Source organism: Pseudomonas sp. PDM20, from assembly GCF_014852575.3.
GTDB lineage: Bacteria > Pseudomonadota > Gammaproteobacteria > Pseudomonadales > Pseudomonadaceae > Pseudomonas.
The window spans coordinates 366,860-385,010 of sequence record NZ_CM181224.1 but is presented as its reverse complement, the minus strand read 5'-3'; the positions used below and the strand labels follow the sequence as shown (position 1 = coordinate 385,010).

Here is an 18,151-nt window from a genome sequence, read left to right as displayed (position 1 = left end):
GGGCAGACCGCGCGCCCCTGGAGTCTAGACGGCGACTTCCGCAGCGCCTGACGGAAAAGTCCTAATCCCTCCCCGACCCGACAGAACGCCCCCGGAGCCTTCCCGCCGATGGACATCAAGCAGCTGAAATTCCTCTGCGCCCTGGATGAGACCCGGCACTTCGGCCAGGCGGCGGCGCGCTGCCATGTCACCCAGCCGACCCTGTCCATGCGCGTGCGCAGCCTGGAGGAAGAGCTGGGCCTGGAACTGGTGCGCCGTGGGCAGCGCTTCGAGGGTTTCACCGAGGCCGGCGAACGCGTACTGGCCTGGGCCCGCAGTCTGCTGGCGGCCCACGACGGGCTCTACGCCGAAGCGGCCGCGTGCCGGGGCCAACTGGTCGGCACCCTGCGCCTGGGTCTGGTGCCATTGGCGGGGTTCGACCCCATGCGGCTGATCGAGCTGTTCGCCCAGCGCCACCCGGAACTGCGCTTCCAGCTGTTCGCCCTGAGCTCGGAAAATATCCTCGAAGGCCTCGGCCGCAACCAGCTGGACCTTGGCCTGTCGTACCTGGATCGCCTCGACCGCGAACACTTCGAAAGCCTCGAACTGGCCGCCACGCGCATGGGTTTGCTGCACGACCGCCGGCACTTCCAGATCGACAGCCCGACCCTGAGCTGGGATGCCCTGGCGGAGCTGCCGCTGGGCCTGCTTTCGGCCGGCATGCACTTCCGCCAGTCCATCGACCACGGCTTCCGCAGCCGCGGCCTGACCCCCCAGGCACGCCTGGAGACCGACGCCGTGCACCAATTGGTGCAGGCCGTGGAGCGCGGGCTGTGTTGCGCGATCATGCCGTTGGGCAGCGGGCTGGATACCCAGGGCGAGCACTTCGTCCTCACCCCGATAGAGGACGCGCGCACGCTGTCGCCGCTGGGCCTGATCCTGCGCCGCAGCGAGCCGCGCTCGGCGCTGGCCGAAGCCTGCTTCCGCGAAGCCGCGGCTCTGCTGGGCGGTTCCGAAAGCGACCGATAAACGCCATCTATCACTACATCGACAGCAGCCATTAGACGCTGCCCCGGCATAGGCATAGGCTGGTCGCATTACTAGAACCACAGGGCTCAGCCCATGCCTTGCCTGATCACCCGCCCGGCCAGCGCCGCGGTCCGGGATGCCGTCGTGCCTGCCGACGGCTACAGCTATGCCGAACTCACCCCGGAGGGCGACACCGGTCGCGCCGTGCTGGCCGGGGAAGTCGCCCTGGCGATTGCCTACAACGGGCTCAGCCAGGCCGTCATGATGGTCTCGCCGAACGACCTGGAAGACTTCGCCTACGGTTTCAGCCTCGGCGCCGGCCTCATCGACTCCATCGACGACATCTATGACGTGCGCCTGACGCCCCATGGCGACGCCATCGCGGCCGAGCTGCAAGTCAGCAACCGCGCCTTCTGGGCCCTCAAGGACCAGCGCCGGCAACTGGCCGGCAATACCGGCTGCGGCCTGTGCGGCGTCGAGGCGCTGGACCAGGCGCTGCCTGGCCTGCCGGTGCTGCCCTCGGCGCCGCTGCCGCCGGCCGCGCACTTCGAACACCTGCGTGAGCGGGTCAACGCCGTCCAGGAGATCGGCCGCCGCAGCGGCGCCCTGCACGCCGCACTGTTCGTCGATGCCGCCGGCGAGATTCGCCTGTGCCGCGAGGACATCGGCCGCCACAACGCGCTCGACAAGCTGATCGGCGCGCTCAAGCGCCAGCGCCTGGACCTGGCCGGCGGTTTCGCCGTGGTCACCAGCCGCTGCAGCCTGGAACTTATCCACAAGGCCGTGCGAGCCGGGTTGTCGACCCTGGTCAGCCTCTCCGCACCGACCGCACTCACCGTGCAGTGGGCCCGCGAGCACAACCTGAACCTGATCCACCTGCCGCACCGCAGCGCGCCGCGCATCTACAGCCCGGCTCCGCCAGCCGCCTGAACGCCCGCATTCGAAGATAAAGAGACCCCATGAGCCTGCAGCAAGAGAATCCCCGCTACCAACCCTACAAGGGCGCAGCCGCCGGCTGGGGCGCGCTCATCAGCGTCACGCGCTTCTGGCTGGACAGCAAGCAGCCGTTCAAGAACCTGCGTGCGCTGCTCAAGACCAACCAGAACGGCGGCTTCGACTGCCCCGGTTGCGCCTGGGGCGACTCGCCGGAAGACGGCCGGGTGAAATTCTGCGAGAACGGCGCCAAGGCGGTGAACTGGGAAGCCACCAAGCGCCGCGTCGACCCGGCCTTCTTCGCCCGCCACAGCGTCAGCTCGCTGCGCGAGCAGAGCGACTACTGGCTCGAGTACCAGGGCCGCCTGACCGACCCGATGCGCTACGACCCGGCCACCGACCGCTACCAGCCGATCGCCTGGGACGATGCCTTCGCCCTGATCGCCAGGCACCTGAATGCGCTGGAAAGCCCTGACCAGGCCGAGTTCTACACCTCGGGACGGGCGAGCAACGAGGCCGCGTACCTTTATCAGCTGTTCGTCCGCGCTTTCGGCACCAACAACTTCCCCGACTGCTCGAACATGTGCCACGAGGCCAGCGGCGTCGCCCTGGGCCAGAGCGTCGGCGTCGGCAAGGGCAGCGTGACCTTCGACGACTTCGAGCATGCCGACGCGATCTTCGTCTTCGGCCAGAACCCCGGCACCAACCATCCGCGCATGCTCGAACCGCTGCGCGAGGCGGTAAAACGCGGCGCCCAGGTCGTCGCCTTCAACCCGCTGAAGGAGCGCGGGCTGGAACGCTTCCAGCACCCGCAGCATGCGCTGGAAATGCTCACCAACGGCTCCGAGCCGCTGAACACCGCGTTCTTCCGCCCCGCCCTGGGCGGCGACATGGCCGCCGTGCGCGGCATGGCCAAGTTCCTCCTGCAATGGGAACGCGAAGCCCAGGCCAAGGGCGAGCCGGCGGTGTTCGACCATGAATTCATCGCCGAGCACACCCAGGGCGTCGACGCCTACCTCGCCGCGGTGGATGACACCAGCTGGGATCACATCGTCCAGCAGTCGGGCCTGAGCCTCGAGGAGATCGAGCAGGCCGCGATCATGTACCGCCGCGCCGAACGCGTGATCGTTTGCTGGGCCATGGGCATCACCCAGCACCACCACTCGGTGCCGACCATCCAGGAACTGGTCAGCCTGCAACTGCTGCGCGGCAACGTCGGCCGCCCCGGCGCCGGCCTGTGCCCGGTGCGCGGCCACAGCAACGTGCAGGGCGACCGCACCATGGGCATCAACGACCGCCCGCCGGCCGCGTTGCTCGACGCCATCGAGCGCCGCTTCCGGTTCAAGGTGCCGCGCGAGAACGGCCACAACACCGTCGAGGCGATCAACGCCATGCTCGATGGACACTCGAAGGTGTTCATCGGCCTGGGCGGCAACTTCGCCCAGGCGACCCCGGACAGCCCGCGCACCCACAGTGCCCTGCAGAGCTGCGCGCTGACCGTGCAGATCAGCACCAAGCTCAACCGCAGCCACCTCACCGTGGGCGGCGACGCGCTGATCCTGCCGTGCCTGGGCCGCACCGACATCGACCGTCAGGCCGACGGCCCGCAGGCCGTGACCGTGGAAGATTCCTTCAGCATGATCCACGCGTCCTTTGGCCAGTTGGAGCCGTCGTCGAAGCAGATGCGTTCCGAGCCCGCCATCATCGCCGGCATCGCCAAGGCCACCCTGGGCAACCACCCGGTGGACTGGGACGCGATGATCGCCAACTACGACCGCATCCGCGACCTGATCGCCGATACCATTCCCGGCTTCAGCGACTTCAATCGCCGCGTGGCCAATCCCGGCGGCTTCCACCTGGGCAACTCGGCCGGTTCGCGGCGCTGGAACACCGCCAGCGGCAAGGCCAACTTCCACCACCATCCGCTGCCGGCCGACCTGGTCCACGCGAAGATCCGCGAGACCGGCCAGGAGCCGCACCTGATCCTGCAGACGCTGCGTTCCCACGACCAGTACAACACCACCATCTATGGCCTGGACGACCGCTACCGCGGCGTGCGCGGTCATCGCGAGGTGGTGTTCGCCAACGAGGCCGACATCCGCCGCCTGGGCTTCGAGCCCGGCGAGAAGGTAGACATGGTGTCGCTCTGGTCCGATGGCGTGGATCGCCGCGTCAGCGGTTTCACCCTCCTGGCCTACGACATCCCCGCCGGCCAGGCCGCGGCCTATTACCCGGAAACCAATCCGCTGGTGCCGCTGGACAGCCACGGCGTGGGCAGCCACACGCCGACCTCGAAGTTCGTCGCCATCCGCTTCGAGAAGGCGCGGCCGAGCCTGCGGATCGTTTGACGACCTGACGCTTCGATACTCCTTGCAGGAGCGCCCCATGGGCGCGATCGCGGGCATGGCCCGCTCCTACAAGGGGACTTCGTGCGCGCAGCAGAAGGCCATCCTGCGAAAAATCCGCTGGATTTGCGTCACATCAGAAAGGGATGAAAGGTAAACTCGGAAGGGCCAGGGCAGCCCCCGTGAAAAGCCATCATTTCAATGGCAATTTGTGAGAAAAACACCTCACAAATGGAACCCTGGAATAACACTCAGACCGCCCGAAATCGAAAAAGTTCTGACCATAAATCAAATACTTGCAATATTTGATGAAAGTCGTGTTACTCGTCGGAACCCCCTTGTCAGAGCCTTCGCACGACCCGAGGATCGCTTCCAACATCCCCACAGAGAGATCCTCTCTATGAAGTACTCCTCGATGCTCCTGTTGTCTCTTGCGCTGGTCGGTGGCACCGCCTACGCGGACGGCGACACCCGTGCCGGCGTCGGTGGCGCCCTGGGCGGGGTATTGGGTTCGGTCATCGGCCAGTCGGTCGGTGGCAGCACCGGCGCCGCCATTGGTAGTGGTCTGGGCGGTGCGGCCGGTGGCGCGGTCGGTGCCCGCCACGGCAACAAGACAGAAGCCGCCATCGGTGGCGGCCTGGGCGCTGCCGGCGGCCAGGTGATCGGCAACAAGATGGGTGGTACCACCGGCGGCCTGATCGGTGCGGCCCTGGGTGGCGGCGCCGGCGGCGCACTGGGCAACCACTACGCCGACAACAACCGCGACGACGATGATGACGATTACCGTCACGGCTACCGTCGTGCCCGTTACGACGACCATCGCCACTATGATCGCCGCTGGCACGACAACGGTCGCCATCGTGGCTGGTACAAGCACAAGCACCACCGTCGCGACTGGGATTGACCCGCGGTAGCTCTAACCGCGATCAGTCCACGGAAACGACGACTGACAGCCGGGCCTGATTGCCCGGCTGTTTTGTGTGCGGGACAATTCTCCCGATAATTCCTACTTTCAGGTTCGCAACATGCGTAAGACTCTTTCTGTTCTGGCACTGGCCCTGCTGGCCAGCCACGCCGTGGCCGATGACACCAAGACCGCCATTGGCGGCGGTATCGGTGGCGCCCTCGGCAACGTGGTCGGCGGCGCCCTGGGCGGCTCCACCGGTGCGGCCATCGGTGCTGGCGTAGGCGGTGCGGCTGGCGGCGCGATGGGCGCGAAGAACGGCAACAAGACCGAGGCGGCCATCGGCGGCGGCCTGGGCGCAGCCGGCGGCTCGGTCATCGGCAACAAGGTCGGTGGCTCCACCGGCGGCGCCATCGGCGCGGGCCTGGGTGGTGCAGCCGGCGGCGCACTGGGCAACCACCTGGCCGACGATAACGACGATGACCACCACAGTGGCAGCAAGAGCCATCACAAGGGCAAAGGCCACTACAAGCACAAACACAAGCATCACGACGACTGACGGATGCCCTTGTGAAAAAGCCCGCCTATTGGCGGGCTTTTTCGTTCAGGCCTTCAGCTTCAGGCGCAGGCTGGCAAACAGGACAACAGCGCGCCCAGCTCGGCCGGCGGACGTCGCTCGACGCGCCGGTACTCACCGCCATCCGGGGTACGCGTGAGCCAACCGCCGTCCACCAGCGCCCTTCGCAGCAGGAGGTGGTCGCCCAGACATTCCTGGGCGCGCAGCCGTTCGTTGAGCTCCTTCTCGCTCCAGCGCTGCCGTGCCGGCAGTCGCGACCACAGCACCCAGAGGCACGCCTCGCGGTGGCTGTGCTTCTTCGGCCAGCGCTGCAGGCAGCCGGAGTCATCGAAGTAGCGCCGCCATTGCTCGACGCGGCGAAAATCCACCACGGCTTCAGGCTCGGCTTCGCGGGCCAGTCGCGTCTGCGCCTGATGACTGGCGCGCAGCGCCTGGTAGTTGCGGAAACCCACCGCGCGGGCGAGCAGGTTGAGCAGTTCGACATGACCGGGGCGCTCGGGCGATTCGTCGAGCTGGCGCGCCAGCGATTTCGCCAGCGCGGAGATGTCGGGGGCGTGATAGGGCAAGCGTTGCCTGGACACAGTGCAATCCTCGTTGCGTGCCAAGACCTCGCGCGGGAGGTTATCGGGGGTCGCCATTCCGATGCGGCACTGGGGAAAGTGTGTCGGATCGTCAAACATGCGGGGAACCGCGCGGCAGGTTTAGCGCTCTCCATACGGAGGCGGCGACGCCTGGGTGAACTGCCGACCGGCCGCCAGCATAGGCCGGACGCGCCGCCCGGGACAAGCCCCGTGTCATCCCGCGAGTCTGGTATAGGCTTGCCGGGGAGGGATCACTGCCGACAAGGAGTTACTCGTGAAAGCTCTTGCTGCCGCCGGACTGCTGCTGACGCTCTGCGCCGCGCAGCCCGCGTACGCCGGGGACTGGCAGGTCTGCCAGCTGGAAGTGGAAATCACCGGAGCGCTCAAGCTGCCCGTGCGCGGGCTGGAAGGCCGGGTCGCTTCGGCCAAGCCGCGCTCGGCGGGCACCGAGTGCCCGAGCCCGGGCGAGGTCATCGCCTTCGAACCGGAAAGCGCCGACTGGCAGAGCCGCATCCCGCGCCAGCACTGGCCTGCGGCCGGGCAACGGGTGTGGATGCGCTACCAGTACCTGGACGGCATCTGCAAGGGCGACGGCAACAGCCGGCCCTGCCGCATCGAGCATTATCCGATGGGCTGGTGAGACGTCCGCCCCTTGAGGTCAGCCTCGAACCAGCACTTCCATCGCCTCGCGCAGCGGCGCCGGAATCGACACCGGCCGGTTGCTCGCCCGATCCACGAACACATGCACGAACTTGCCCGCCGCGCAGGCCAGTTCATCGCCCTCGCGGAAGATCGCCAGTTCGTACTGCACCGAGCTGTTGCCCAGCTTGCCGATCCGCAGGCCGACCTCGATGCGCTCGGGGAAGGCCACCGGCGCGAAGTAGTCGCAGCTCGAACTGACCACGAAGCCCACCACGTCGCCGTCGTGGATATCCAGGCCGCCGCGCTCGATCAGGTAGGTATTCACCGCCGTGTCGAAGAAGCCGTAGTAGGTCACGTTGTTCACGTGGCCGTAGATGTCGTTGTCGTGCCAGCGCGTGGTGATCGGCTGGAAGTGCGCGTAGTCGGCGCGGCTGGGGTGCTGTTCGCTCATCGGGTTCTCAGAAGGCGGCTCGGTAGATGGCCAGCGCGTCGCTCTCGCTGACTTCGCGGGGATTATTCACCAGCAGGCGCTGCTGCAACATCGCATCGGCGGCCAGGCGCGGCAGGCTGTCCTCCGGCACGCCGGCATCGCGCAGGCGCGACGGCAGGCCGCTGCGCGGGCTGAGGTCGGCCAGCTCGGCAATGAACTGCTCGGTGCGGTCGGCATCGCTGCGCAGGCGCTCGCCCAGCAGCAGCGGCGCCAGCTCGGCATAGAGCGGGCCGGCGTTGGGCGCATTGAAGCGGATCACCTCGGGCAGGACCAGCGCATTGCTCAGGCCGTGCGGAATATGGAAGTGCCCGCCCAGCGGGTAGGCCAGCGCGTGCACGGCGGCTACCGGGGCGTTGGCGAAGGCCTGCCCGGCCAGGCACGCGCCCAGCAGCATGGCCTGGCGCGCCTCGCGGTTGCGGCCGTTGTGCACCGCTTCGTCGAGGTTCAGCGCCAGCAGGCGCAGGGCCTCGCGGGCCAGCAGGTCGGACAGCGGGTTCTTCTTCAGCTTGCTGGTGTACGCCTCGATGGCGTGAACCATGGCGTCGATGCCGGTGGCGGCGGTGACCGCTGACGGCAGGCCGAGGGTGAGGTCGGCGTCGAGCACAGCCAGGTCCGGCAGCAGGTAGGGGCTGACGACGCCCATCTTGGTGGTCTCGCCGGTGGTGACGATGGCGATCGGCGTCACTTCCGAGCCGGTGCCGGCGGTGGTCGGCACCTGGATCAGCGGCAGGCGCGGGCCACGGGCGTTGCCGACGCCGAAGACATCCTTCAGGCATTGTGTCGCCAGCGGGTGCGCCAGCAACGCCACCAGCTTGGCAACGTCCATCGAGCTGCCGCCGCCGAAGCCGACCACCAGCTGCGCGGCCATCCGGCGCGCCTGGTCAGAGGCTTCCAGCACGATGCTTTCCGGTGGGTCGGCCAGCACCTGGTCGAAGACTTCCACTGCCACGCCGGCGGCGGCGAAGCCTGGCAGCACGCCGTCGAGCATGTTCAGGCGGGTGATGCCGGGGTCGGTGACGATGAGCACGCGCTGGGCGCCGCGCTCGCGGCAGAGTTCACCCAGGCGGGCGGCGGAGCCACTTTCGCAGAGGATCTGCGCGGTGGTGGCGAAGCTGAAAGGCTGCATGACGGTCCCCGGTCTTGTCGTTGTAGTGCGGAAAATCCGTAGGCCACCGTTCGGCGGCCAGCCGGGGGAGCATAGCAATGGGACGCAGCCTCATGAAACCTTGTACCGCCAGGCGAAACAGTTATTCACCGAGTGAATGGTTTTGCCATGGATCACCGGGGCCCAGCAAGCTCGCTCCTACGAAGGGCATCTCACTGACTCTTGGCGGGGCAGAAACAAAAAGGCCGGCATTGCGCCGGCCTTTTCTTCATCGAGGACAGGTCAGACAGCGACCGGTGCCTTGATGTGCGGGTGAGCTTCGTAGCCGACCAGCTCGAAGTCCTCGAAGCGGAAGTCGAACAGGTCCTTCACCTCGGGGTTGATCTTCATGGTGGGCAACGGCAGCGGCTGGCGGGTCAGCTGCAGGTCGGTCTGCTCCAGATGGTTGGCGTACAGGTGGCAGTCGCCGCCGGTCCAGATGAATTCGCCGGGCTGCAGCCCGGCGACCTGCGCGACCATCAGGGTCAGCAGCGCGTAGCTGGCGATGTTGAAGGGCACGCCGAGGAAGATGTCGGCCGAACGCTGGTACAGCTGGCAGCTGAGCTTGCCGTCGGCCACATAGAACTGGAACAGCGCGTGGCACGGCGGCAGGGCCATTTCGTCGATCAGCGCGGGGTTCCACGCGGAGACGATCAGGCGGCGCGAATCCGGGTTGTTCTTCAGCATCTGCATCAGGTTGGCGATCTGGTCGATGTGGCGACCGTCCGGCGCCGGCCAGGAGCGCCACTGGTAGCCGTAGACCGGGCCCAGGTCGCCGTTTTCGTCGGCCCACTCGTCCCAGATCGAAACGCCGTTTTCCTTCAGGTAGGCGATGTTGGTCGAACCTTTGAGGAACCACAGCAGCTCATGGACGATCGATTTGAGGTGGCACTTCTTGGTGGTCACCAGCGGGAAGCCTTCGGCGAGGTCGAAACGCATCTGGTGGCCGAACACGCTGTAGGTGCCGGTGCCGGTGCGGTCGCTCTTGAAGGTGCCGTGTTCGCGCACGTGGCGCATGAGGTCGAGGTACTGTTTCATCGCTGCGGTTTCACCCAAAAGCCGGTCGGTGAGGCTCTGCGGCGCGGCTCCGGGGTGGGCCGCCGGCAGGAGCAATCGCCCGGCAGAATCTGAACAAGCGGCAATACTAAGGGCCTGGGCAAGGTATCGCCACCCTGGCCGACCAATACCCGATTCAAGCGGCGACAGACCGCGCTCCCCAACCGTTCGCCTGTTGCAAGAGAGGTCGTCATGTCCGAGGCACAGCTGCCCGCCTTCCCCCTTTCTCGTCGCCGCCTGCTGGCGGTGGCCTGCGCCAGTGCCGCCCTCGGCGGTGTGCTGCTCAGCCCCGCCGCGCGCACCTGGGCCGCGCTGACGCCTCAGGCCGAGAAGGAGCTGGAAAGCTTCATGACCCTATCCCAGCGCCTCACCGGGCGCAGCAACCTCGACCCGCGCATCGGCCAGCGCCTGTTCCAGGCCCTGGCGCAGCGCGACACCGCGCTCAAGCAGAGCCTGGCCGAGCTGCTCGAGCGCCTGGGCGACGCCCCGGACAGCTGGAACGAGCGCCAGCAGTGGCTGGCCCGGCAGATCCTCGGCGGCTGGTACCTGGGGCAGGTCGGCGATGACACCAGCGCCACGGTCGTCACCTACGAGCAGGCGCTGATGTTCCGTGCGGTGGACGACGTGCTGGTGATCCGCAGCTACTGCCCGAACAAGCCGGGCTTCTGGGCAGCGCAGCCTACCGAGCGGGGGGCATGAGCATGGCCGAGACGCAACGCGCGGATTTCGTGGTGGTCGGCTCCGGAGTGGCCGGCGCCCTGGTCGCCCATCAGCTGGCGCTGGCCGGCAAGGACGTGCTGATCCTCGAAGCCGGCCCGCGCATGGGCCGCTGGGAGATCGTCGAGCGCTTCCGCAACCAGGCGGACAAATCCGACAACCAGGCGCCCTACCCGTCCAGCGCGCACGCGCCGCATCCGCAGTTCAAGCCGGACAACCACTACCTCATCCAGAAGGGCGAACACCCCTACGACGTGCAGTACATCCGCGCCGTGGGCGGCACCACCTGGCACTGGGCGGCGTCCGCCTGGCGCTTCCTGCCCAACGACTTCAAGCTGCTCAGCCTCTACGGCGTGGGCCGCGACTGGCCCATCGAGTACGCAGAGCTGGAGCCCTGGTACCAACGCGCCGAGGAGGAACTGGGCGTCTGGGGCCCCGGCGATGAAGAGCTCGACTCGCCCCGCAGCCAACCCTACCCGATGCCGCCGCTGCCATTGTCGTGGAACGAGCAGCGCATCAAGACCTTGCTCAACGCCAACGGCTACCGCGTGGTCACCGAGCCGGTGGCGCGCAACAGCCGCCCCTACGATGGCCGGCCGACCTGCTGCGGCAACAACAACTGCATGCCGATCTGCCCCATCGGCGCCATGTACAACGGCATCGTCCACGTCGAAAAGGCCGAGGCCGCTGGCGCGCGGCTGATCGACAACGCGGTGGTGTTCAAGCTGGAGAAAGGCGACGGCGGCCAGATAGTCGCAGCGCTGTACAAGGACCCGCAGGGCAACGAAGTGCGGGTCGAAGCCGACACCTTCATCCTCGCCGCCAACGGCATCGAGACGCCCAAGCTGATGCTGATGTCCGCGGTTGGCAACAGCTCGGACATGGTCGGCCGCAACCTCATGGACCACCCCGGAACCGCCGTGCAGTTCTACGCCGACGAGAAGCTCTGGCCTGGGCGTGGGCCGCAGGAGATGACCTCCATGGTGGGCTTCCGCGACGGCGCCTTCCGCAGCGAGTACGCGTCGAAGAAGATCCACCTGTCCAACCTCTCGCGCACCGACCAGGTGGCCGCCGAACTGATCCGCCACGGGCCGCTGCTGCTGGGCCATGACCTGGAGGCGAAGATCCGCGACCGCGCCGCGCGTTTCGTGCGCTTCGACAGCTTCCACGAAATCCTCCCACACCCGCAGAACCGCATCGTGCCCAGCGCCACCGAGCGCGACGCGGCGGGCATCCCCAAGCCCGAGTTCACCTATGCGATGGACGACTACGTGCGCAAGAGCGCGGTGCACACCCGCGAGGTGTACGCCCACGCGGCCAAGCTGCTGGGCGGCGAGGAGGTCAGGTACGACGACAGCTTCGCCAACAACAACCACATCACCGGCACCGTGCTGATGGGCGCGGACCCGAAGGACTCGGTAGTGGATGCCCAGTGCCGCAGCCACGACCACCCCAACCTGTTCATCGCCAGCAGCGGCGTGATGCCCACCGTCGGCTCGGTGAACTGCACCCTGACCATCGCCGCCCTGGCCCTGCGCCTGGCCGAGCACCTGAAGCGGGAGACCAAGGCATGAAACCTCTCCTGCTGCTCGCCCTGCTGGCCACACCGCTGGCCACCCATGCCGCCAAGGCCCTCGACCCGGCGCCGGCGGAGTTGCTGCAACGTGGCGAATACCTCGCCCGCGCCGGCGACTGCGCGGCCTGCCACACCGCGCCGGGCGGCAAGCCCTTCGCCGGCGGCCTGCCGCTGGCCACGCCACTGGGTGCGGTGTACTCCACCAACATCACCCCCGACCCGAAGACCGGCATCGGCAGCTACAGCTACGACGACTTCGCCCGTGCCGTGCGCGAAGGCGTGGCCAAGGGCGGCACGCGGCTCTATCCGGCGATGCCCTACACCGCCTATTCGAAGATCACCGACGAGGACATGAAGGCGCTCTACGCCTGGTTCCTCGAAGGCGGCGTACAGGCGGTCGCGCAGCCCAACCAGGATTCCGACATCACCTGGCCGCTGGACATGCGCTGGCCGCTGGCGATCTGGAACCTGCTATTCCACGACGATGCGATCTACCAGAACAACCCGAAGCAGAGCCCGGCCTGGAACCGTGGCGCCTATCTGGTCCAGGGCCTGGCCCACTGCGGCACCTGCCACACGCCGCGAGGCTTGGCGTTCCAGGAGAAGGCCACGGACGAACGCGGCACCGGCTTCCTCGCCGGCGCGGCACTTGGCGGCTGGTATGCCTTCAACATCACCCCCGACACCCACAGCGGCATCGGCGGCTGGAGCGACGCGGAGATCGTGCAGTACCTCAAGACCGGTCGCGTACCGGGAAAGGCGCAGGCCGCCGGCCCCATGGCGGAGGCGGTGGAGCACAGCTTCCAGTACATGACCGACGCCGACCTGCAGGCCATCGCCAGCTACCTGCGCAGTGTTCCGGAGGTCAGCGATGGCGAACGCAAGGCGCGCTTCGCCTGGGGCCAACCGGCGGACGATCTGGTCACCCTGCGCGGCCAGGACTTCGCTGCGCAAAAGCACGATGACGGCGCGCGCCTCTACCTGGGCAACTGCGCCAGCTGCCATTCCTGGAGCGGCGAGGGGGTGAAGGACGGCTACTACCCGATGCTGCTGAAAAACAGCGCGGTGGGTGCCCTGCAGCCGGACAACCTGGTGCAGGTGGTGCTCGGCGGCGTGCATCGCAAGGTGGGCAATGACGACGTGTTCATGCCCGGCTTTGCCGGCACGCTGAACGACGAGCAGATCGCCACCCTGGTGAACTACCTGACCGCGCAGTTCGGCAATCCCGATGTGAAGGTCGATAGCGCAAGGGTCGCCGAGATTCGCCAGCCCTGACCCCGACGTAGTGGCGGGCCGCCAGCCACCAGAAATGAGGCCCGCCCGCGTTGACAGCTCCCACCGGCTCGCGGAAGCTCCTGTACCCACGGAGTTGCCGCGGAACAACGGATGTCCATGCGCCACAAGACCAAGAAGCCTCGCACCGTCTCTGCCCCCGCTCCCGCCGCCGCGCAGCCCGAAGGATTGCGTCGCGCCTGGCTCGCCGTCGTCGTCGGGGCACTGCTCCTGGCTACCATCGGGGCGTGGATCTGGGTCGAACAGGACAACGGCGTCCAACTGCCCAGCGGCCACCCAGCGATTCCGGCCAGCACGGCGAAGCCCGCTGCGCCGACACCGGCGGCACAAACCGCGACGCTGGTGGATGAAGCCACCTGCAGCGGCTGCCACCAGTCGCAGATCAAGGACTGGCAGGGCTCCCATCACCAGCAGGCGATGAAACCGGCAACCGAAGGCAACGTCTTGGGCGACTTCGCCAATGTCACCTTCAAGGGCGAGACCGAGACCAGCCGCTTCTTCCGCAAGGACGGCGAGTACTGGGTCAACACCCCCGGCGCCGACGGCAAGCCGGCGGATTTCAAGGTCGCCTACACCTTCGGCTTCGAACCGCTGCAGCAGTATCTGCTGGCGTATCCGGGTGGCCGCCTGCAGGCCCTCGGCGTCGCCTGGGATAGCCGCAAGCACCAGTGGTTCCAGCTGATGCCAGGCCAGCGCATCGACTTCAAGGACGAGCTGCACTGGACCCGCCCCGCGCAGAACGCCAACTTCATGTGCGTCGAGTGCCACACCACCGGTTTCAAGCGCAACTACGATGCGAAGACCGACAGCTTCGCCAGCCACTGGAACAGCCTTGGCGTCGGCTGCCAGGCCTGCCACGGCCCGGCGTCCAAGCACCTGGAATGGGCACAGAAGCCCGACGGCAACGCCGCCAGGGGCTTCGATGTGCCGCTGCAGAACGCCAGCCAGAGCACCATCGTCGAGACCTGCGCACGCTGCCACGCCCGCCGCGCGCCACTGGGCGACGGCTACCAGAACAGCCACCGTTTCATGGACGACTACCTGCCCAGCACCCTGACCCGCGAGCTCTACGAGATCGACGGCAAGATCAAGGACGAGGTCTTCGAGTGGGGCTCCTTCACCCAGAGCAAGATGTTCGCCAAAGGCGTGCAGTGTACCGACTGCCACAACCCCCACAGCGGCGAGCTGAAAGCGCCGGGCAACGGCGTCTGCCTGCAGTGCCACAACACCGCCGGCAAGGCAGTGCGTCCGCAGATCGACGGCAAGGGCCTGCAGGCGAAGAACTACGACTCCCCCGAGCACACCCACCACCAGCCCGGCACCCCTGGCGCGCAGTGCACGTCCTGCCACATGCCGGGGCGCTACTACATGGTCAACGACTACCGCCACGACCATGGCTTCACCTTGCCCAACCCGGCGCATGCGCGGCACATCGGCGCACCGGATGCCTGCCTGGCCTGCCACAAGGACACCCCGGCGAAGAAGATCAGCGACCAGTTCCGCCAGTGGTACGCCAGTGAACTGCCGGCCAAGGCCAACGCCTCCAGCAATCCCGTCCCGCGCTATGACGACACCCTGTGGAAAGCCCGAAATGGCAAGCCCGGTGCCTCCCGCGCCCTGCATCTGCTGCTGGCCGACGCCAGCCTGCCGGCGATCCGCCGCGCCACGCTGATCGCCGAGCTGCCCAGCTATCCCAGCCAGCGTTCGCTGGAACTGGCCGCGCTGGCCCTGAAGGATGCCGACCCGCAGGTACGTACCGCCGCCATCAACGTGCTCCTGCCGCTCGCCAACGGCCCGCAGCAGGCCATGGTGCTGCCGACCCTGCTGGCGCCGCTGCTGTCCGATCCGATCCGCGCCGTCCGCATCGCCGCCGCCTGGCAACTGGCGCAGCTGCCACCACAGGCCCGCTCCGGTCTCGACGCCGCGCTGGACAAAGGCCTGGGCGAATACGAGGCGGTGCAGAACGACCTGAGCGAACGCGCCGAGGCGAACCTCAACCTCGCCATGCTCTACCAGCGCACCAACCGGCCGGAAAAGGTGGAGCCCGCCCTGCGCGCCGCCATTGCCCGCAACCCGGCATTCCTGCCGGCCACGGTCACCCTGATCCAGTGGCTGGAGGCCAACGGGCGCCAGGCGGACGCTCGCCAGCTGCTCGACGAAGCCCTGCGACAGAACCCGGCATCCGGGCTGCTGCACCACGTCAACGGCCTCGCCCTGATCCGCCAGGGGCAACGCCCGCAGGCCCTGAAAGAGCTGCGCGAAGCAGTACGCCTGGCCCCGGACGACGACCAGCTCCGCTATGTCCTGGCCATTGCCCTGCATGACAGCGGGGATGCCGACGGCGCCAGCCACGAGCTGGAGATCCTGCTGCAGAAACACCCGGCCAACCGCGCGGCACGCCTGGTGCTGCTCGACTACCTGCGTGAGTCCGGGCAGTTCCAGAAGGTGCAGCAACTTACGGCAGAGCTGGAGCAGCAGAACCCGGACGACCCCTCGCTCAAGCGCGAGTGATCGTCCGGCGACAGATAGCGCTGAAGACCGGCAGCTCCGACGACAGACATTTCCGACGACAGGATGGAACCGCGGAATATTCCGATGCTCTGAGTGGCGCGCAATCACTCAAGGAACCATCATGCGTCGCCGTTCTGTCCCTGCTGTCGTAGCCCTCACCCTGCTCCCCCTCACCTGTGCCATGGCCGAAGATCGCGACTTCTGGCGCTCGGTCCTGACCTCCGGCGCCACCACCGCCTCGAGCTACCTGACCAGCCGTGACGACCACAAGCTGATCGGCCCGGCCCAGGACGACGCCGCCAGCTTCATCGCCACCGATGGCGCCATCCGTGGCCCCTACCTGGAAGCCACGCTGCAGCAGATGCGCAGCGCCGACCCTGCCCTGGCGCAAGCCAGCGATACCGAGCTGGCCTCGGCAATCCTCGCCGCCCAGCGCTGATCGAAACGGCCTGCGCGAGCGACCACTCGCGCAGGCCGTCGCCGGAAAGTTGGAACTCCCGCCAGTCGCCGCGCCTCTCACCTGTACACGGACCTTGCGGAGGTGTACCCGATGCGTACCGCGAAACTGGCCACGGCCTTTGCCCTGATCGCCCTGCCCGTTGCCTCGGCCATGGCCGACGGCGACTTCTGGCGCGACGTCATCTCGTCCGGCGCCACCACGGCGTCGACCTACCTGACCTTCAAGCACGACAAGCTGATCGTCGCCGCGCAGGACGATGCGAGCGCCTTCGTCGCCAGTGACGGCGCCATCCGCGGCCCCTACCTGGAAGCCGCCCTCACCCGCCTGCGCAGCGACGACGCCGCGCTGCAGGACCACAGCGACATGGAACTGGCCAACGCCATCCTCGTCCGCCGCGATGACGCACCCGCCCAGTGACACCCACCGGCGTGGCCCATGGCGCTCGCCGCGGGCCACGCCAAGTGGTGCGGGCTGTGTTCTACTGACACTCCGCCTACGACACGGAGTGTCCCATGAACGATCCCATCCAGCCGTTGAAGATCACCCTGATCCTGCTGATCGTCAGTGAAGGTTTCTGGCTGCTCAGCCGCCTGCTCAGCGTGGTTGGCCTCGAGATTTACTCGCTGCTACCCTCGGCCGTCTACAACCTGATCGGCATGCTCAGCAACGTACTGATGATCCTGCTGTTCGTGTTCCTGATCCGCCTGATCGGCCGCTTGCAGCTCAAGCCCTGAGTCCCGCCGCAGGCACCAGCGCCCCTCTCGAAAACGCGCCTGCCGCGAGCGCCACGTTGCGCCGTCGAACGGCACGCAGCGGATTCAACCTGTAGGAGCGGGCCACGCCCGCGATCGCGCGCATGGCGCGCTCCTACAGGGAAGCTCGGCGCAAGGGTTTTCGCGCGGAAATACCCGACAGCCTCGCAGTTCCTGAAAGCCACGCCACCGATGCGGTAATGCCGCTGCGGGATGCTTGGGAAGCCCCCTACACTGCCGCGGCGTTGCGGTCCTACGAGCCCACTGCTTAGCGTTTCGCCCTGCCACAGCGTCATCGTGGCCAGGCGTAGAAACCTGACTTCTAGTTACTGTCGCAATAGCAGGGGCAATCCGGCACCACTTCGGTGCCGGGTTCGCTTTGCTGTCTATGGCGGCCGTGCGAGGCGGACTTCGGTCCGGCCGGTCTTTGGTAACTAGAGCCGGTTTTCTACCCTTGCACGGTCCGCCTCCCTCCTTCGGCAGTTTCGGGCGGCGGCTTCTTGATTCAGCAAGGAGCTCCAGCATGAACCTTTCGATTTCCCCGGCCGATGACGGCCTGATCCCGACTTCCTTCATCCGCTATAACCGCCAGCTACGTGCCCTGCTGATCGAGCAGCAGGCGTGGTTCGTAGCGCGGGACCTCGGCAAGCTGCTCAGCTACAAGATCACCGGGCCCTTCCTCAAGCGCCTGGACGGCGACCAGCACCGCCATGAGCGCCTCGCTGGCTACTCCCAGCCGGAACTGCTGATCAGTGAAAGCGGCCTCTATGCCCTGCTGCTGGTCTACTGCTACCACCCGGAGAACCGCAGCCTGCGCCAGTGGCTGACCAACGAAGTGGTGCCCACCCTGCGTGACCAGTTCAACCACGACGCCCGCCTGCCGCGCCGCCGGATGCAGCAGTTGCTCGGCGAGGCGCTGCCGGTGATGGACTGGCAGGGCAACCTCTGGCTGCGTTGGCGCGACGCCATTGGCCTGATGGAAAGCCACCTGCGCACCTGACCCGCTTTGTAGGATGGGTGGAGCGTAGCGATACCCATGCTGTCGGCGCACGGAAGCTGATGGGTATCGCTGCGCTCCACACCATCCTACGTCGTGCCCTCGGCAGGCTCTGGTAGGGCGCATAACGCGCCAGCGTTATCCGCCGTGGCGCTTCCGGCGGAT

18 protein-coding genes are annotated in these 18,151 nt (G+C 67.2%); 14 read left to right on the top strand and 4 right to left on the bottom strand.

Annotated features, from left to right (window positions below; translation table 11 throughout):
* Positions 1 to 108 precede the first annotated feature (108 nt).
* From IB261_RS01850 to IB261_RS01830, 5 genes are all read left to right on the top strand, one after another.
* Complete coding sequence (locus tag IB261_RS01850) at positions 109 to 1,008, top strand: LysR family transcriptional regulator (protein WP_081519553.1); 900 nt, start codon at positions 109 to 111, stop codon at positions 1,006 to 1,008.
* 93 nt (positions 1,009 to 1,101) lie between these two features.
* Positions 1,102 to 1,938, top strand: coding sequence for a formate dehydrogenase accessory sulfurtransferase FdhD (gene fdhD / locus IB261_RS01845; protein WP_151189034.1), 837 nt, complete (start codon positions 1,102 to 1,104; stop codon positions 1,936 to 1,938).
* Positions 1,939 to 1,967: 29 nt separating this feature from the next.
* A complete protein-coding gene (locus IB261_RS01840) occupies positions 1,968 to 4,289 on the top strand; it encodes an FdhF/YdeP family oxidoreductase (RefSeq protein ID WP_192383356.1) in 2,322 nt (773 codons plus the stop codon).
* A gap of 397 nt (positions 4,290 to 4,686) precedes the next feature.
* Entirely contained in the window at positions 4,687 to 5,190 is a 504-nt protein-coding gene (locus IB261_RS01835) for a YMGG-like glycine zipper-containing protein (protein ID WP_081519550.1), read from the top strand.
* Positions 5,191 to 5,311: 121 nt separating this feature from the next.
* Complete coding sequence (locus IB261_RS01830) at positions 5,312 to 5,749, top strand: YMGG-like glycine zipper-containing protein (RefSeq protein ID WP_081519549.1); 438 nt, start codon at positions 5,312 to 5,314, stop codon at positions 5,747 to 5,749.
* A gap of 59 nt (positions 5,750 to 5,808) precedes the next feature.
* Here IB261_RS01830 and IB261_RS01825 read toward each other — a convergent pair whose 3' ends face one another.
* The gene (locus IB261_RS01825; protein ID WP_318653083.1) at positions 5,809 to 6,348 is read right to left on the bottom strand and encodes a DUF2087 domain-containing protein; all 540 of its coding nucleotides are present in this window, start codon (positions 6,346 to 6,348) and stop codon (positions 5,809 to 5,811) included.
* Between the two features lie 274 nt (positions 6,349 to 6,622).
* Here IB261_RS01825 and IB261_RS01820 point away from each other — a divergent pair, with 274 nt between their 5' ends.
* Positions 6,623 to 6,988, top strand: a complete 366-nt coding sequence (locus IB261_RS01820) for a hypothetical protein (protein ID WP_192383358.1) — start codon at positions 6,623 to 6,625, stop codon at positions 6,986 to 6,988.
* A gap of 18 nt (positions 6,989 to 7,006) precedes the next feature.
* On the opposite strand, the gene IB261_RS01815 is transcribed toward IB261_RS01820, so the two are convergent.
* The 3 genes from IB261_RS01815 to IB261_RS01805 all read right to left on the bottom strand — a co-directional run bounded on the left by IB261_RS01815 (position 7,007) and on the right by IB261_RS01805 (position 9,662).
* Positions 7,007 to 7,441: an acyl-CoA thioesterase gene (locus tag IB261_RS01815; RefSeq protein WP_192383359.1), complete on the bottom strand. Its 435-nt coding sequence runs from the start codon at positions 7,439 to 7,441 to the stop codon at positions 7,007 to 7,009.
* A 7-nt stretch (positions 7,442 to 7,448) separates the two neighbouring features.
* A complete protein-coding gene (locus tag IB261_RS01810) occupies positions 7,449 to 8,606 on the bottom strand; it encodes an iron-containing alcohol dehydrogenase (RefSeq protein WP_192383360.1) in 1,158 nt (385 codons plus the stop codon).
* 261 nt (positions 8,607 to 8,867) lie between these two features.
* Positions 8,868 to 9,662 carry a thymidylate synthase gene (locus IB261_RS01805; protein ID WP_045213093.1) on the bottom strand — a complete coding sequence of 265 codons (795 nt, stop codon included), beginning with the start codon at positions 9,660 to 9,662 and terminating at the stop codon, positions 8,868 to 8,870.
* A gap of 210 nt (positions 9,663 to 9,872) precedes the next feature.
* Here IB261_RS01805 and IB261_RS01800 point away from each other — a divergent pair, with 210 nt between their 5' ends.
* The 8 genes from IB261_RS01800 to IB261_RS01765 all read left to right on the top strand — a co-directional run bounded on the left by IB261_RS01800 (position 9,873) and on the right by IB261_RS01765 (position 17,989).
* Positions 9,873 to 10,379, top strand: a complete 507-nt coding sequence (locus IB261_RS01800; protein WP_081519544.1) for a sugar dehydrogenase complex small subunit — start codon at positions 9,873 to 9,875, stop codon at positions 10,377 to 10,379.
* Between the two features lie 2 nt (positions 10,380 to 10,381).
* Positions 10,382 to 11,971, top strand: coding sequence for a GMC family oxidoreductase (locus IB261_RS01795; RefSeq protein WP_192383361.1), 1,590 nt, complete (start codon positions 10,382 to 10,384; stop codon positions 11,969 to 11,971).
* Entirely contained in the window at positions 11,968 to 13,248 is a 1,281-nt protein-coding gene (locus tag IB261_RS01790; RefSeq protein WP_192383362.1) for a cytochrome c, read from the top strand. Before IB261_RS01795 ends, IB261_RS01790 begins: the two co-directional genes overlap by 4 nt.
* Positions 13,249 to 13,359: 111 nt before the next feature.
* Positions 13,360 to 15,777, top strand: coding sequence for a multiheme c-type cytochrome (locus IB261_RS01785; RefSeq protein WP_192383363.1), 2,418 nt, complete (start codon positions 13,360 to 13,362; stop codon positions 15,775 to 15,777).
* A 121-nt stretch (positions 15,778 to 15,898) separates the two neighbouring features.
* Positions 15,899 to 16,216 (top strand): DUF2388 domain-containing protein, encoded by a 318-nt coding sequence (locus IB261_RS01780; protein WP_192383364.1) that lies wholly within the window; start codon positions 15,899 to 15,901, stop codon positions 16,214 to 16,216.
* A 111-nt stretch (positions 16,217 to 16,327) separates the two neighbouring features.
* Positions 16,328 to 16,654: a DUF2388 domain-containing protein gene (locus IB261_RS01775; RefSeq protein ID WP_151189024.1), complete on the top strand. Its 327-nt coding sequence runs from the start codon at positions 16,328 to 16,330 to the stop codon at positions 16,652 to 16,654.
* 95 nt (positions 16,655 to 16,749) lie between these two features.
* Entirely contained in the window at positions 16,750 to 16,971 is a 222-nt protein-coding gene (locus tag IB261_RS01770) for a hypothetical protein (protein WP_081519540.1), read from the top strand.
* 541 nt (positions 16,972 to 17,512) lie between these two features.
* Complete coding sequence (locus IB261_RS01765; RefSeq protein WP_192225507.1) at positions 17,513 to 17,989, top strand: BRO-N domain-containing protein; 477 nt, start codon at positions 17,513 to 17,515, stop codon at positions 17,987 to 17,989.
* Positions 17,990 to 18,151: the final 162 nt, after the last annotated feature.

Coding starts and splice junctions, on each gene's coding strand:
- IB261_RS01850 (WP_081519553.1), top strand. CDS start 109: ATGGACATCAAGCAGCTGAAATTCCTCTGCGCCCTGGATGAGACCCGG.
- fdhD (WP_151189034.1), top strand. CDS start 1,102: ATGCCTTGCCTGATCACCCGCCCGGCCAGCGCCGCGGTCCGGGATGCC.
- IB261_RS01840 (WP_192383356.1), top strand. CDS start 1,968: ATGAGCCTGCAGCAAGAGAATCCCCGCTACCAACCCTACAAGGGCGCA.
- IB261_RS01835 (WP_081519550.1), top strand. CDS start 4,687: ATGAAGTACTCCTCGATGCTCCTGTTGTCTCTTGCGCTGGTCGGTGGC.
- IB261_RS01830 (WP_081519549.1), top strand. CDS start 5,312: ATGCGTAAGACTCTTTCTGTTCTGGCACTGGCCCTGCTGGCCAGCCAC.
- IB261_RS01815 (WP_192383359.1), bottom strand. CDS start 7,441: ATGAGCGAACAGCACCCCAGCCGCGCCGACTACGCGCACTTCCAGCCG.
- IB261_RS01810 (WP_192383360.1), bottom strand. CDS start 8,606: ATGCAGCCTTTCAGCTTCGCCACCACCGCGCAGATCCTCTGCGAAAGT.
- IB261_RS01805 (WP_045213093.1), bottom strand. CDS start 9,662: ATGAAACAGTACCTCGACCTCATGCGCCACGTGCGCGAACACGGCACC.
- IB261_RS01800 (WP_081519544.1), top strand. CDS start 9,873: ATGTCCGAGGCACAGCTGCCCGCCTTCCCCCTTTCTCGTCGCCGCCTG.
- IB261_RS01795 (WP_192383361.1), top strand. CDS start 10,382: ATGGCCGAGACGCAACGCGCGGATTTCGTGGTGGTCGGCTCCGGAGTG.
- IB261_RS01790 (WP_192383362.1), top strand. CDS start 11,968: ATGAAACCTCTCCTGCTGCTCGCCCTGCTGGCCACACCGCTGGCCACC.
- IB261_RS01785 (WP_192383363.1), top strand. CDS start 13,360: ATGTCCATGCGCCACAAGACCAAGAAGCCTCGCACCGTCTCTGCCCCC.
- IB261_RS01780 (WP_192383364.1), top strand. CDS start 15,899: ATGCGTCGCCGTTCTGTCCCTGCTGTCGTAGCCCTCACCCTGCTCCCC.
- IB261_RS01775 (WP_151189024.1), top strand. CDS start 16,328: ATGCGTACCGCGAAACTGGCCACGGCCTTTGCCCTGATCGCCCTGCCC.
- IB261_RS01770 (WP_081519540.1), top strand. CDS start 16,750: ATGAACGATCCCATCCAGCCGTTGAAGATCACCCTGATCCTGCTGATC.
- IB261_RS01765 (WP_192225507.1), top strand. CDS start 17,513: ATGAACCTTTCGATTTCCCCGGCCGATGACGGCCTGATCCCGACTTCC.